The 14,369-nt window shown below is 60.4% G+C and carries 15 protein-coding genes and 1 tRNA gene; 8 read left to right on the top strand and 8 right to left on the bottom strand.

The features are described 5' to 3' along the window. The first annotated feature begins 334 nt into the window (after window positions 1–334). The 3 genes from N5D22_RS11435 to N5D22_RS11425 are packed head-to-tail and all read left to right on the top strand — an operon-like array spanning window position 335 to window position 3,449. The gene (locus tag N5D22_RS11435; RefSeq protein WP_279655108.1) at window positions 335–2,635 is read left to right on the top strand and encodes an FdhF/YdeP family oxidoreductase; all 2,301 of its coding nucleotides are present in this window, start codon (window positions 335–337) and stop codon (window positions 2,633–2,635) included. After that, complete coding sequence (locus tag N5D22_RS11430; RefSeq protein ID WP_279655107.1) at window positions 2,635–2,937, top strand: hypothetical protein; 303 nt, start codon at window positions 2,635–2,637, stop codon at window positions 2,935–2,937. Before N5D22_RS11435 ends, N5D22_RS11430 begins: the two co-directional genes overlap by 1 nt. A 17-nt stretch (window positions 2,938–2,954) precedes the next feature. Then, window positions 2,955–3,449 (top strand): peptide deformylase, encoded by a 495-nt coding sequence (locus N5D22_RS11425; RefSeq protein ID WP_279655106.1) that lies wholly within the window; start codon window positions 2,955–2,957, stop codon window positions 3,447–3,449. 3 nt (window positions 3,450–3,452) lie between these two features. Here N5D22_RS11425 and N5D22_RS11420 read toward each other — a convergent pair whose 3' ends face one another. After that, window positions 3,453–3,878, bottom strand: coding sequence for an OsmC family protein (locus tag N5D22_RS11420; protein WP_196377868.1), 426 nt, complete (start codon window positions 3,876–3,878; stop codon window positions 3,453–3,455). Between the two features lie 111 nt (window positions 3,879–3,989). Here N5D22_RS11420 and N5D22_RS11415 point away from each other — a divergent pair, with 111 nt between their 5' ends. After that, a complete protein-coding gene (locus N5D22_RS11415) occupies window positions 3,990–4,157 on the top strand; it encodes a Thivi_2564 family membrane protein (RefSeq protein ID WP_003502827.1) in 168 nt (55 codons plus the stop codon). 72 nt (window positions 4,158–4,229) lie between these two features. On the opposite strand, the gene N5D22_RS11410 is transcribed toward N5D22_RS11415, so the two are convergent. Together N5D22_RS11410 and N5D22_RS11405 are read right to left on the bottom strand one after the other, a co-directional pair. Then, window positions 4,230–4,616 carry a PAS domain-containing protein gene (locus N5D22_RS11410; protein ID WP_279655105.1) on the bottom strand — a complete coding sequence of 129 codons (387 nt, stop codon included), beginning with the start codon at window positions 4,614–4,616 and terminating at the stop codon, window positions 4,230–4,232. Window positions 4,617–5,198: 582 nt separating this feature from the next. Beyond that, window positions 5,199–5,283: transfer RNA gene (locus tag N5D22_RS11405), tRNA-Leu, on the bottom strand. Between the two features lie 189 nt (window positions 5,284–5,472). On the opposite strand from N5D22_RS11405, the gene lipB reads away from it, so the two are divergent. The 3 genes from lipB to N5D22_RS11390 all read left to right on the top strand — a co-directional run bounded on the left by lipB (window position 5,473) and on the right by N5D22_RS11390 (window position 8,348). After that, the gene (gene lipB, locus N5D22_RS11400) at window positions 5,473–6,204 is read left to right on the top strand and encodes a lipoyl(octanoyl) transferase LipB (RefSeq protein ID WP_279655104.1); all 732 of its coding nucleotides are present in this window, start codon (window positions 5,473–5,475) and stop codon (window positions 6,202–6,204) included. Between the two features lie 66 nt (window positions 6,205–6,270). Further along, window positions 6,271–7,338, top strand: a complete 1,068-nt coding sequence (locus tag N5D22_RS11395; protein ID WP_279655103.1) for an NAD(P)-dependent alcohol dehydrogenase — start codon at window positions 6,271–6,273, stop codon at window positions 7,336–7,338. A gap of 74 nt (window positions 7,339–7,412) precedes the next feature. Continuing rightward, entirely contained in the window at window positions 7,413–8,348 is a 936-nt protein-coding gene (locus tag N5D22_RS11390; protein ID WP_279655102.1) for a DMT family transporter, read from the top strand. A gap of 11 nt (window positions 8,349–8,359) precedes the next feature. Here the strand turns inward: N5D22_RS11390 and N5D22_RS11385 are convergent, their stop codons facing one another. The 5 genes from N5D22_RS11385 to yajC all read right to left on the bottom strand — a co-directional run bounded on the left by N5D22_RS11385 (window position 8,360) and on the right by yajC (window position 13,195). Then, window positions 8,360–8,818: a hypothetical protein gene (locus N5D22_RS11385; protein ID WP_279655101.1), complete on the bottom strand. Its 459-nt coding sequence runs from the start codon at window positions 8,816–8,818 to the stop codon at window positions 8,360–8,362. 123 nt (window positions 8,819–8,941) lie between these two features. After that, window positions 8,942–9,787: a phytoene/squalene synthase family protein gene (locus N5D22_RS11380; protein WP_279655100.1), complete on the bottom strand. Its 846-nt coding sequence runs from the start codon at window positions 9,785–9,787 to the stop codon at window positions 8,942–8,944. A 23-nt stretch (window positions 9,788–9,810) separates the two neighbouring features. Beyond that, complete coding sequence (locus tag N5D22_RS11375; protein WP_279655099.1) at window positions 9,811–10,203, bottom strand: Mth938-like domain-containing protein; 393 nt, start codon at window positions 10,201–10,203, stop codon at window positions 9,811–9,813. Then, on the bottom strand, window positions 10,203–12,767 hold the full coding sequence (secDF, locus tag N5D22_RS11370) for a protein translocase subunit SecDF (protein ID WP_279655098.1): 2,565 nt from the start codon (window positions 12,765–12,767) through the stop codon (window positions 10,203–10,205). Before secDF ends, N5D22_RS11375 begins: the two co-directional genes overlap by 1 nt. A gap of 80 nt (window positions 12,768–12,847) precedes the next feature. After that, complete coding sequence (gene yajC, locus N5D22_RS11365; RefSeq protein ID WP_004441911.1) at window positions 12,848–13,195, bottom strand: preprotein translocase subunit YajC; 348 nt, start codon at window positions 13,193–13,195, stop codon at window positions 12,848–12,850. 206 nt (window positions 13,196–13,401) lie between these two features. Between yajC and N5D22_RS11360 the strand changes: the two genes are divergently transcribed. Further along, window positions 13,402–14,274: an ATP-binding protein gene (locus tag N5D22_RS11360; protein WP_279655097.1), complete on the top strand. Its 873-nt coding sequence runs from the start codon at window positions 13,402–13,404 to the stop codon at window positions 14,272–14,274. Window positions 14,275–14,369: the final 95 nt, after the last annotated feature.

Below are 14,369 nucleotides of genomic sequence, written 5' to 3'. Positions count from 1 at the left end.
TAAAAAGTATATTGTCAACAACCGGATAGCTGCAAATACACAGGCTCCGCGACCGCGGCGAAAAATCCATTCGACATTCCTCTTCCCATGCGCCGGCAGGGCTTCCGCCAGCAGCCATAAGCATGATCGGCCGATCTTTGCGGCCCGTTTTGCGACAACGTCCACCCCCTTTACGCCGTTCCCATTTCAAATGTTGAACGGGCAAATGACGGTTTTGCCGCGATGCACAATTAAGCATTGACAGCCGGTATGGATCGGCGCTTCTGAATATGCATCTGACGAACGGCAAAACGCCGCCGAACGACCGCAAAATACAGATTCCGGGAAATGGACCATGAGCAAAACGGATTTCATAGGCAAGGCATCGTCCGCCGCAGGCGGCTGGGGCGCACTCAAAAGCGTCGGCAAACGCCTGCTGGAATCCGGTGCACCGATTTCCGGCGCACGCATACTCTTGAAGACCAACCAGCCGGACGGCTTTGACTGCCCGGGCTGCGCCTGGGGTGACCCGGAACATGGGTCCTCCTTCGAATTCTGCGAAAACGGCGTCAAGGCGGTATCATGGGAAGCGACGGAAGCCCGCGTACCGCCGGACTTCTTCGCCAGCCGCACGGTCTCGGAACTGCGCAGCTGGTCCGACTACGATCTGGAGAAACAGGGTCGCCTCACCCATCCCATGCGTTATGACCGGGCGAGCGACAGATATCTGCCCGTCTCCTGGGACGAAGCCTTCGCCGAAATCGGCCGTATCCTCAACAGTCTCGACAGCCCTGATCGGGCGGAGTTCTATACCTCCGGTCGCGCCTCCAACGAGGCGGCCTTCCTCTATCAGTTGATGGTCCGGCTTTACGGCACCAACAATTTCCCCGACTGTTCCAACATGTGCCACGAAGCGAGCGGCGTCGGCCTGAAGGCTTCGATCGGCGTCGGCAAGGGCACCGTGCTGCTTGAGGATTTCGAGCAGACGGACGCCATTTTCGTCATCGGGCAAAATCCCGGCACCAACCATCCCCGCATGCTGGGCGACCTGCGCCGCGCCGCCCTCCGCGGCGCCCGCATCGCCGTCTTCAACCCCATCCGCGAAAAGGGTCTGGAGCGCTTTGCCGACCCGCAGGACAAGGTGGAGATGATTACCGGCGGCAGCACCCGCATCGCCACCAATTATTACCAGCCGCGCCAGGGCGGCGACATGGCGGCCGTGCGCGGCATGAGCAAGGCGGTCTTCGCCGCCGACGATGCCGCAAGGGCGGCGGGCGAACCCGCCATCATCGATTACGACTTCATCGCCGAACATGCGGCGGAGTTCGAGGCCTATCGCGCTGCCGTCGATGCGACGAGCTGGGAAAGCATTCTCGACCAGTCCGGCCTCACCCGCGCGGAGATCGAGGAAGCTGCCCGTATCTACATGAATGCCGGTTCCGTCATCGCCACCTGGGCCATGGGCGTCACCCAGCACAAGCATTCGGTCATCATCGTTCGCGAGATCACCAATTTCATGCTGCTGCGCGGCAATATCGGCCGGCCCGGCGCCGGCCTTTGCCCGGTGCGCGGCCATTCCAACGTGCAGGGCGACCGCACCGTCGGCATCGACGAGAAAGCCCCGCCGGCGCTTCTCGACGCGCTGGAAAAGGAACTCGGCGTCCCCATGCCGCGCAAGCCCGGCCACAATACCGTCGAAGCCGTCGCCGCGATGCTGGACGGCAAGGCGGAGACCTTCATCGCGCTCGGCGGTAATTTCATGCGCGCAACGCCCGACAGCCCGCTGATCGTCAAGGCTTTCGAAAAGCAGAAGCTGACCGTCAATATCGCCACCAAGCTCAACCATTCGCATCTGGTGCCGGGCGAAACCTCCTTCGTGCTGCCCTGTCTCGGCAGAACGGAAATCGACCGCAATTCGGCCGGCCGCTCGCAGATCGTCACGGTGGAGGATTCCATGAGCATGGTGCACGGTTCCGGCGGCATCAACCCGCCGGCCTCGGATGAGCTGCGTTCGGAAGTCGCCATCGTCGCCGGCATCGCCGAGGCGACGCTTGGCAATGCCCATGTCGACTGGAAGGCGCTTGCCGATGATTACGATCTCATCCGCGACATGATCGAGCGGGTCATTCCCGGTTTCGATAATTTCAACGAGCGCGTCCGCGTGCCGCGCGGTTTTCATCTGCGCAACGCGGCAGCCGAACGGGAATGGAACACGCCGACGAAAAAGGCCGCCTTCTATAGCGGTCCGCTGCCCGAACAAACCGAACACCAGCAGGCGCTCACGCGCGACGACCTGTTCGTATTGCAGACCTTCCGCAGCCACGATCAATACAACACCACGATCTACGGCATGGATGACCGATATCGCGGCGTCTATGGCGAGCGCCACGTCATCTTCATGAACCCGAAGGACATGGAAGCGCTCGGTGCCCATTCCCGCCAGCGCGTCGATGTCATCGGCGAATATGGCGACGGCGTTGAACGCATTGCGCGGAATTTCCGGCTGGTGCCCTATAATATCCCGCAGGGCAGCGTCGGCGGTTATTATCCGGAACTGAATGTGCTGGTGCCGCTGTCGAGCTATGGCGAAGGCAGTTTCACGCCGACATCGAAATCGGTGCTCGTTTCCGTTCGCCTGCGTCGGGATGCCTCCTGATGGAAGAGGAGCAATCCGCCGAGGCGTTCATGGCGGCGGTGGAGCGGGTTCAGGAAAGCGCCTCACAGGTGCTGACCGCCACGGGTGCAGCAATCCTTCTTTCGGTTTATCTGAACATCGCCGCTGACAGCCGCAGCATCGCCAACCGGCTGGGGCTTGCACATGCCCTCATTCTGCGCGAAATCACTGCCCTGTCGCCACGTTTCGTGCAGGTGACAAAACGCGATGCCCGCACCCAGCGCAGCTTTCTGGAGGCGACCGAAGAAGGACAGGCCCTTGCGGCGGCGTCCCTGCGGATTTGAAACGAACGGAGCATTCCTTGGCAATCAGGCCGATCCTGCCCTACCCTCATCCCGGTTTGTCCGAAATCTGTCCGCCGGTCACGGCTTTCGACGGGCAATTGCAGGAGCTGGTGACGGACCTGATCGATACGATGCGCGCCGCGCCCGGCGTCGGCATCACCGCCGCCCATATCGGCGTCAAACAGCGCGTTTTCGTGCTGGAGCTGACACCGGGAACCGTCCTTACCTACATCAATCCTGAAGTCGTTAGCCAATCCACGCAGACCATGCGCCATATGGAGGGCAGCGTCTCCATGCCGGGCTTTACCGATGAGGTGGAGCGGCCCTCGGAAATCGAGGTGAGATTTCAGGACATAGCAGGCGGCGAACACCGCCAGACCGCCAAGGGATTTCACGCCATCTGCATCCAGCACGAGATCGACCAGCTGGACGGCATTTTCTGGCTGAAGCGCCTCTCGAAGCTCAAGCGCGACCGGCTGGTGAAAAAATGGGAAAAATCCCGGAAATCCTGATAGTCAGCCGGTAATCGACAGCGCAAATTCCGCATCGCCCTTCAGCGTGTTGCTGACGGTGCAGATATCCTCGGCCATATGGGCGATGGCGCTGCGCGTGGCCTCATCGAAATCCCCCTTTATCTCTATCCGGACATCGAAACGCACGATCCGCGACGGCTCCTCCTCAGCCTTTTCGCCTGATACATGCACCGTAACCTTTTCGAACCGGTCGAGCACGCCCATGCGGCTCGCCGCAATCCGGGCGCTGAGCGCCAGACAGGCCGACAGCGACGAATAAAGAAGGTCGAGCGGATTGAAACCCGGCTCCGAGGCCGCCGTCACCACCGTCAGGGCGCCTCCGGTGGCCGTGACGACATCGGGATGCCCGAGACGGCCAAGAGTGACGACAGCGCCCGTCGGCCGCTTTTTAACCCTGAACTGATTCATGCCCGACCTCACACCGCGATTTCACCCGATGGAACCAAAATTAGCCTCGCGCTTTTACTCACGCAACGGTGAACGACCGTTGAGTATTGATTGAAAAGGGAGCTGGGACATATGGTTACATCTACGCTCGTCAGCATTCTGATCACCTTCCTGGTGATTGTGCTCGTCTTGTGGCTTATCGCGCGACTGCCGGTCGGCGGCGGTGCGAAACAGATCGCACAGGTGATCGTCATCATCATCGGCATTATTTCGCTGCTGAAATATCTTGCCGTTTTCTGATGTCCCGGCACATGCAGACAAAAAGGCGGCGAAAGCCGCCTCTTTTATGCGCCGTTTTCGCCTGCCTGACCGCTATTGCCGAGGCTCGAACTGATAGTTTTTTTTAAGGGTGATATCCCGAACGCTGCCAATGCCGAGAAACGGCGTATTGTCGGCGTCAAAAATCGCCCTGCCCTTCGCCACGATCCACCGGCTCGAACCATCAGGCAGATTGACCTTGTAGCGCTGGTCGAAAAACACGCCGGTGGTGATGCTGTCAAAAATGGCCTGCGCCACCTGATCGCGCATTTCGACATCGATTCTTTCGAGAATCTCCTCGATCGTCACCCCACGTGACGCAACCGGTTCGGAAAACCCATGGCATTCCGCGGTGACCGCATCCATGATCAGCCTGTTGTCGGAAATGCTCCACATGTAATAGCCGAGCGCATTGTCTGAATCCGTTTTGTCCCCCTGCACGAAAGCCCCCAGACATTTTCCCCGACAAAAACTAACATTAGACCTCCAATATTCCACCCCTCGTTTTTGCATGGTGAACCGGCTATCTACCTCAGCGTGCACCAATATCCACCGAAATTTGATGTTTGCCAAATCCTGTCGCCGGTCTGAAAGCACCGATAAATTCCGAGAACCCGTCGCAAAACCGACAGCCGGCACCTACATGGCTTGCGATGATATTTCGAAGGGGCTCAATATGCTGCGAAGCGCTCTTACTCTTGGACTGCTGACCGTAACTGTCGTTCTCGCCGGATGCCAGACGTGGCAAAGTCCATATCGCGGAAGCGAGTGGCGGATGGATCAGGTGATGGATGGCGATCCCCATCGTGTCGGTGATGGAAACCGGCGTCGCTGATCGCCCAGTTCGAATGGCGACAAGTCGACGATTGCCGCCCGGAGCCGCAGCGCCCGGGCTGCAAGGATAATTCATTTCGAGGCAACCGAGATGCATCCCGCGCCGCACGGGACAGCCCTTCCAATTTCAGGAGAAACAGGGTTAACTGACTGGCTGAAAAAGAAAAAACCCGCCGAAGCGGGTTTCTTTGGTGCGGTCGAGAAGACTCGAACTTCCACGGGTTGCCCCACAGCGACCTCAACGCTGCGCGTCTACCAATTCCGCCACGACCGCATCGTGGTAGGCGTCGACTTGCGCCGACGGGGGTGCATGTAGCAAAAGGATTTTCGGTGCACAAGAGCGTCGTGACAGTTTTTTGAAATTAAAAATCGCACCGCACCATCCTATATGCAGGAAGCCCGGAAATGCTGGGGTTGCCGCCCTCTCATCATTTTGCGAGAAGGCTGTGGAAAGGACTTTTTCATGCTCACACGCACCGATATCGAGACAAACATGCTGCCCGCCGCCGGTTCACCGCCGGTTCGCTGGCGAATCTCGGAAGGCCTCGTCCCCTACGGACAGGCGATAGAGGAGATGGAGCGTGAAGTCGCCGCGATTGCCAACGGCGAGGCTGACGAACTCGTCTGGCTGCTGGAACATCCGCCGCTTTATACGGCCGGCACCAGCGCCGATGCGGCCGATCTCATCGAGCCGGATCGTTTTCCCGTCTTCGCCACGGGCCGCGGCGGCGAATATACCTATCACGGGCCGGGACAGCGGGTCGTCTACGTGATGCTCGATCTGAAACGCCGCCGGCAGGATGTCCGCGCCTATGTGGCGGCGCTGGAGGACGTCATCATCCGCACGCTCGACAAGATGAATGTGCGCGGCGAGCGGCGCGAGGACCGGGTCGGCGTCTGGGTCAGGCGGCCGGAGAAACCGCTTCTGCCCGATGGCGGCATGGCTGAAGACAAGATCGCCGCACTTGGCATCAGGCTGCGCAAATGGGTGAGCTTCCACGGGCTGTCGATCAATGTCGATCCCGACCTCTCGCATTTTTCCGGCATCGTTCCCTGCGGCATCAGCGCCTATGGCGTCACCAGCCTTGTCGATCTTGGATTGCCGGTTATGATCGGCGACGTCGACGTTCTGCTGCGCGAGGCCTTCGAGGAGGTTTTTGGCCCGGCAGTGCCCGAAACCGGCGCAGGCGGCTGATCCCACCGCAACCTTTGCCGCAGGCCGGTGTTTCCAGCATTGATCACCACAAGAGGAGGAACAACCATGTTCACAACGTCCGCCTATGCCTGCGATGACGGTTCTTCGCCGATGAAGCTCGCGACCATCAAGCGTCGCGATCCCGGCCCGCGCGATGTCGAAATCGAGATCGAATTCTGTGGCGTCTGCCACTCCGATATCCACACGGCCCGCAGCGAATGGCCCGGCTCCCTCTATCCCTGCGTTCCCGGCCACGAAATCATCGGCCGCGTCGGCCGGGTGGGCTCGCAGGTCACCCGGTTCAAGGCCGGCGACCGCGTCGGCGTCGGCTGTATCGTTGACAGCTGTCGCGAATGCGCAAGCTGCGCCGAGGGGCTGGAGCAATATTGCGAAAACGGCATGACCGGCACCTATAATTCGCCTGACAAGGCCATGGGCGGCGGCGCGCATACGCTTGGCGGTTATTCCGCCCATGTGGTCGTTGACGACCGTTACGTCCTCAACATTCCCGAAGGCCTTGATCCGGCCGCCGCCGCACCCCTGCTCTGCGCTGGCATCACCACCTATTCACCGCTGCGCCATTGGAACGCCGGCCCCGGCAAACGTGTCGGTGTCGTCGGCCTCGGCGGCCTTGGCCACATGGCCGTCAAGCTCGCCAACGCCATGGGCGCGACTGTCGTGATGATCACCACATCGCCCGGCAAGGCGGAGGACGCGAAAAAGCTCGGCGCTCACGAGGTGATCGTCTCGCGCGATGCCGAGCAGATGAAAAAGGCCGCTTCGAGCCTCGACCTCATCATTGATGCTGTCGCCGCCGACCACGACATCAACGCCTATCTCGCACTGCTGAAACGCGACGGGGCGCTGGTGCAGGTGGGTGCGCCGGAAAAACCGCTGTCCATCCACGCCTTCAGCCTCATTCCCGGCCGCAAGACCTTTGCCGGCTCGATGATCGGCGGCATTCCCGAAACCCAGGAAATGCTGGATTTCTGTGCCGAAAAAGGCATCGCCGCCGAAATCGAGATGATCGATATCGATCAGATCAACGATGCTTATGAACGCATGATAAAAAGCGATGTGCGTTATCGTTTTGTCATTGATATGAAGAGCCTGCCGCGCCAGAAGGCCGCCTGATCCCTGGAAAGGGGGCGGCCTTTCGACGCCCCCTTTTCTCATTGGGCCCATTGGCCGAAAGCGCAGCCAGATCCATGACAAATCAGAACGGTTTCAGCGATGTCGCCAGGGGCATGACCATCATGGCGGGCTGCATGCTGGTGCTGCCGGTCATGGATGCCATTGCCAAATATATGGCGGTGGTGGGCGGCATGTCGCCGGCGCAGGTGACGTTTTATCGATTCTTTTTTCAGGTAGTGTGCACCCTGCCGCTGCTGCTGGTGGTATCGCCGAAAGCGCTGTTCAGCGCCAGGCGTCCGTGGATGAACTGCCTGCGCGGCGTGCTGCACGCCTCGGCCAGCCTGATGTTCTTCGCCGCCGTCAAATACATGCCGCTTGCCGATGTCTTCGCCATCTATTTCGTCGAACCTTTCATGCTGACGATGATGTCGGCCCTCTTCCTTGGCGACAGGGTGGGTTGGAAACGCTGGACGGCGATCGTCGTCGGATTCGGCGGTGCGCTGATCGTCATTCAGCCGAGTTTCGAAATCTTCGGCTGGACCTCGCTCCTGCCGGTCGCCTGCGCCTTTCTCTACACGCTCTATCTGTTCCTCAACCGCGCCATCGGCGATGCCGACAGCCCGCTTGTCATGCAGACCATGTCCGGTATTGCCGGCACCGTGTTCATGGGCGCTGCCCTCTTTGCCGGCGATGCGCTTGGCGACTGGGATTTTGCCGTATCACTGCCGCAATCCGGCTTTGCGCTTACCCTGCTCGTGTTGCTGGGGTCGATATCCGGCTATATGCACCTGCTGATCGTCAGGGCCTTCCGGCTGGCGCCGCTGTCGCTGCTGGCGCCATTCCAGTATTTCGAGATCATCTCGGCGACGATTCTCGGCTATGCCCTGTTTTCGGATTTTCCGACGCCGTCGAAATGGCTCGGCATCCTCATCATCGTCGCATCCGGCCTGTTCATCATCTGGCGCGAGCGCCAGCACGCCGCATCTACCCCGCCGCTCGACGGGCAATGACAGCTGGCCCGTCAGGTTCCCGAGGGCAGCGGCCCTTCATCATGATGATCCTGCGCCTCCACGAGGCTGCCAAGCAACCACAGCGAAACCTCGGCAGCCTCGCCCGCAGACTTGAAGCGATATGAGCCGCTATATTTCGGCGTGTCGAAGAAGGTGACGACGAAACCGTCGCCGCTCTCCAGGCTCTCGACCCTGATGCGCTCGGGATCGATCATCACACACACGTAATGTGAGCCCATATTGCGCATGAAGCCGGCCTTGTTGTCGTGCAGCCGCACGAAAGCCGCGCCGCCACCCACCGTCATATGCAGGCTTCTGATCGCCTCATTGGGAAAGGCGCGGGCGAAATCCATGATCGCCTGCCCCACGTCATGGCTATTGTCCTCGTCCGTCGCCCGCGACATGCGCCAGGCATAGACGGCAAAGACCGAAAGCAGCACGAAAACGATAATCCAGATCGCCAAACTCATCCGGGACGCTCCCTCAGCACCGAAACTTCTCGATTCGCGACTCAAAACGACACGAACCCGGTTTGGGTTCATAAAGCGCGAGGCTTGCGTGAAGTGTGGCTCGCCGCAATGGGCGGCTTGCGGTCAGAAACGCTTGAGGAAAGAGGCCTTGGCCAGAAGCCATTGCCGGCGAAGCTGCGACAGTTGCAGGTCGCCATCAAATACGCCGCTCCCCGCCCTGCGGGCGGCGGCGATGACCGGGCCGGACAGGGCGACGGGCAGAAAGGCGGCAAAGACATTGTTCGAAATCTTCGCGCGCCTCGCCTTCTCGATATGATCCAGCGCATGGGCCGCGAAAATCTCGATGGCGATGCCGATGCGCTGTTTGTCGTGGCCTTCAAGAAAGGTCTCGCGGTCAAGACCCGCAGCCGCCAGCATGTCGGCGGGAATATAGACCTGCCCGCGACGCCGGTGCAGCGGCATGAGCAGCAGCATGCCGGCCATGGCCTGCGCCACGCCCGCATGTCCCGCCGCTTCCGCACTGGATACGGCGTCTTCAGCGGAAAGCACGAGGCTGGCGAGCTGGATCAGCGCCGAGGCGGTCTCGCCGGCATAACCTTCAAGGGCATTGCGATCCTCGAACAGATCGTCATAGAGATCGAAGATTCGCGCTTCGATCATATTGGTCAGCACGGATCGCGGCAGGCGGTATTGCTCGATTGTCGCCAGAAGCGCAGCAGCCACCGGGTGGGATTGGCTGTCGCCATGCGCATTGCCGTCGAGAAGGTCACGCCACCATTGCATGCGCACCTCGCCGGGCAACGCTTCGCGCACGGAATCGCGGATACGGGCGATTTCGGCGTTGAAGGCGTATAGTGCGGCAAGAGCATTGCGCTTGTCGGCGGGTGACAGAAGGCAGCCGAGATAGCGGTCGCGATCGGTATCGCGCAGCGTCGCGAGGCAGACGTCGAGATTTTCTGTGGGTGCCATGGTTCCCCGCGCGAAACGTCCTGTCAGCCTTCGACGGCAATCAGCGCCGCGGCCACGGCGCGCGATTCCGAAAGCATGATATTGTAGGTGCGCACGGCAGCCCCCGTGCTCATCGGATCGACCGAAATGCCCGCCTCCTTAAAGGCGGCGCGCAGTTCCTTCGGCAGAACCCGCATGCCGTCACCCGTGCCGATCAGCAGCACTTCGATATCCTGCGCTTCCGCCAGAACCTTTTCAAAATGCCCGACGGTCAAGTCTTTCGCATCGACGGGCTCCCAGCCATAAATGCCCGAAGGCAGGAGCAGCAGGGAACCGCGATGCGACATGTCGGCAAAACGGAACCCGCCATTGCCATAGGCATCGATGGGCGCCCGGCCGGGAAAATGGGCCGGGCGTATTTCAATCCCGCCGGCCATCAGACGGCAGGCTTGCCGCCGATGGCGTTGCCGGACTTTTCATCCTTCTCGTCTTCCGCATCCTTGCTGTCAGGACGCAGCTTGAAGGCGATCAGCACCGGCGCGGCAATATAGAGCGAGGAGAACACGCCGATACCGACGCCGAACAGCATGGCGAAGGTGAAGGAGCGGATGACCTCGCCGCCGAAGAGGTAGAGTGCGAGCAGCGCCAGAAGCACGGTCAGACCGGTCAGGATCGTACGCGACAGCGTCTGGTTCAGCGACACATCGATAATCATCGACAGCGGCATCTTTTTATATCGCCTGAGGTTTTCGCGGATACGGTCGTAGATGACGACGGTATCGTTCAGCGAATAACCGATGATCGTCAGGATCGCCGCGATACTCGTCAGGTTGAATTCCAGCCCCAGGAAGACAAAGAGGCCTATGGTGAAGACCACGTCATGCACCATCGAGATGACCGCGCCGAGCGCAAACTGCCACTCGAAGCGAACCCAGATATAGATCATGATCGCCGCCATGGCGAGCATGACGCCGATGGTGGAGGTCATCGTCAGGTCGCCCGAAACAGCCGGACCGACAACTTCCACGCGGCGGAAATCGTACTTGTCCTCAAGCTCGCCGCGCACCAGGGTAATGGCGGACTGCTCGGCATTTTCGCCGCCGTCCTGCGCCTGGATGCGGATGAGAACGTCCTGCGGCGTGCCGAAATTCTGCGCCTGGATTTCACCGAGGTTCAGTTGATTGAGACGCTCGCGAATATCGGCGAGATCGGCCTCGCCCTGCTTGGCGCGCACTTCGATGACCGAACCACCCTGGAAGTCGATGCCGAGGTTCAGGCCCTTGCCAACGAAACCGCCCACACAGGCGAGCATGACGGCGGCGGTGATCATGAACACCACGCGACGGTAGCGCATGAAGGGAATGTCGCGGCCATCGAACATGGCGGTGCGAACACCCTTCGGCAGGTGTTTCGGACGGCTGCGGCGAACCCAGTAGCCGAACATCCACGCCGTCAGCGTGTAGGCCGTGAAGACGGTGGTGATGATACCGACGGCGAGCGTCACGGCAAAACCCTTGACCGGGCCGGTACCCATATAGAACAGCACGCTCGCCACGATCAGCGTCGTCACGTTGGCGTCGATGATGGTCGCGAAGGCGCGCGTGAAGCCGTTATCCAGCGACTGGATCAGCGGTTTGCCGCTCTTCACCTCCTCGCGTATTCGCTCGTAGATCAGAACGTTGGAATCCACCGCCATGCCGATGGTGAGCACGATACCGGCGATACCCGGCAAGGTCAGTGTCGACCCGATCACACTCAGCACCGCGAGCAGCATGACGACGTTGACGATAAGCGCGATGTTCGCCAGCAGGCCGAAGAAGCCATAAAAGACGAACATGAAAATGAGGACGCCGGCGGCGCCGATGGCGCTTGCAGTAAGGCCGGCGGTGATGGAGTCGTTACCGAGGCTCGGGCCGACGGTGCGTTCCTCAACCACGGTCAGCGTGGCCGGCAGAGCGCCCGCACGCAGCAGGACCGCGAGATCATTGGCGCCCTGTACCGAGAAATTGCCCGATATCTGCCCCGAACCGCCGATGATCGGCTCACGGATAACAGGTGCGGAAATCACCTGGTTATCGAGCACGATGGCGAAAGGCTTGCCGACATTCTGCTGCGTGGCCTGCGCGAAGCGCTGCGCGCCGCGGCTGTCGAAGCGGAAGGTGACGACCGGCTCGTTGGTCTGCTGGTTGAAGCTTGCCTGCGCGTCGACGAGATTGTCGCCGGAAACGAGCGCGCGGCGCTCCACCAGATAAGGAACCGGCGGATCGTCCTGCGAATAGAGAACCTCTGAAGTCGCGGGCGGACGGCCGTTCATCGCTTCCTGCACCGGCATCGTCGTATCGACCATGCGGAAGGAGAGCTTTGCCGTCTGGTTGAGGAGCGATTTCAGGCGCTGCGGATCCTGAAGGCCCGGCACCTGCACGATGATGCGGTCGGAACCCTGACGCTGGATGAGCGGCTCGGTGGTGCCGACTTCATCGACGCGGCGGCGCACGACTTCGATGGACTGCGAAACGGCCGAGGACAGGCGGTAATCGATGCCCTCATCCGTCAGGTTGAGCCGCAGCAGATTGTCGCCGCCGTCGCTCATCGTCACTTCGGTGATGGAGCCGCCGACCAGCGTTCCGGCGGACACCGGCTGGGTCAGATCGCGAAGTGCGGTCCTGGCGGCTTCCAGTTGCGCGGGATCGCTGATGCGAACCTGGATCTGCTGGCCGTTGCCGGTGAGCCCCGAATAACGAATGTTGGCGTCGCGAAGCTGCGTACGCACATCGCCCACGATCGTTTCAAGCCGTTCCTTGACGATGTCGGAACGCTCGATCTTGAGCATGATGTGCGAACCGCCCTGAAGGTCGAGACCGAGCGTTACCTTGTTGTCCTTGTACCAGGCAGGCATGCCCTCCAGCTGTTTGTCCGTAAACAGGTTGGGAGAGGCGATGAAGACGCTTGCCAGCACAAGCAGCCAGATGAAGACTGTTTTCCAACGGGAAAAATGAAGCATTTCGATCTCGGTCAGGGTTGGGGTCGCGCTGCGCGCAACCCGTCAAAATTCGCAATCGGGCATTCGGTTGTCCGGCAGGATCAGGAAGCGGCTTCCGTCTTGACTACTTCGCCCTTCACGCGCACTTCGGCAATGTAAGCACGGGCGGCACGGATTTTCACACCTTCGGCGATTTCGACTTCGAGTTCACTGTCGTCGATGACCTTGGTCACCTTGCCGACGATGCCGCCGCCGAGAACGACCTGATCGCCACGGCGAATATTGGTCAGCGTTTCCTGGCGCTTCTTCATCTGCGCGCGCTGCGGGCGGATAAGGAAAAAGTACCAGACCACCATGAGCGGCGCAAACAGGAAAAGCATTTCAAGGCCGGAACCCAGCGCCGACGTGCCGCCCGCTGCGTCCTGGGCAAAAGCTTGACTAATGAACATATAAAACTCCTCAGAATTACGGCACGACCTTGGATGCCGCCCCAGCTTTCAAGCCGCCGGAATATAGTGGGGAACGCCGGGATTGCAACAGATGCAGGGCCCACGCCGTACCGATTCCGGACCTCTTAACCTTTATGGGCCTGAAACGCCATGCTAGGCCGGGCGCAAAACAGAGTTTTGAACACCAGACAAGCGGAAGAAACACCATGATTCGAGAAGAAACGGCCTCCCTGCTTCTTTCAGAACTGCGCCGGCTCACCATCGCCGTTGAACGTCTGGCCGGGCCCGCGCCCGCCATAAACGACTGGAATGCGGCCGATTGTTTCGTCTGGGCGCCGGTCAATTCCTTCATTCAGCCGGTTCCGCGCCCCAACCGCATCGCACTGAAGCTCATTCGCGGCGTTGACCACGTCCGCGACATTCTCCACGAAAACACGCTGCGTTTCGCGGAAGGTTTTGCCGCCAATAACGTACTGTTGTGGGGCGCGCGCGGCATGGGCAAATCCTCGCTGGTCAAGGCCGTTCACGAAGATGTGCGCGCGGCAAGCGGCGTTTCCTTGAAACTGGTGGAAGTGCACCGCGAGGACATCCACACCCTGCCCGCCTTGCTCGATATATTGAAGGCTTCCGGCCATCGCGTCATCGTCTTCTGCGACGACCTCTCCTTCGACCATGACGATACGGCCTATAAGTCGCTCAAGGCGGCGCTCGACGGCGGCATTGAGGGACGCCCGGACAATGTGCTGTTTTATGCGACCTCAAACCGTCGTCATCTCCTGCCGCGCCACATGATGGAAAACGAGCAGTCCACCGCCATCAACCCTTCGGAAGCGGTGGAGGAAAAAGTCTCGCTTTCGGACCGTTTCGGCCTGTGGCTCGGTTTCCACAAATGCGGCCAGGAAGATTATCTGACGATGATCGACAGCTATGCGGCGCATTTCGATCTGGGGCTGGACCGCGAAACGCTGCATCACGAAGCGCTGGAATGGGCGACCACGCGCGGCGGCCGTTCGGGCCGCGTCGCCTGGCAATATATTCAGGATGCCGCCGGTCGTCTCAGAAAGCCGCTCGACAGATAACGCCACCGTGACTTCGGCCGAAAGCCGGTGTCGTTAAGGCTATAGGCGTTGTCGTATTCCCGAACGCCACGGTCTCCGCCACATGGTTTGCTGCA

This window comes from Agrobacterium sp. GD03872 (genome assembly GCF_029840625.1).
GTDB classification, from domain to species: domain Bacteria; phylum Pseudomonadota; class Alphaproteobacteria; order Rhizobiales; family Rhizobiaceae; genus Agrobacterium; species Agrobacterium fabrum_A.
Note: the sequence above shows the minus strand (reverse complement) of the source record. Positions and strands in the feature narration are given on the sequence as shown.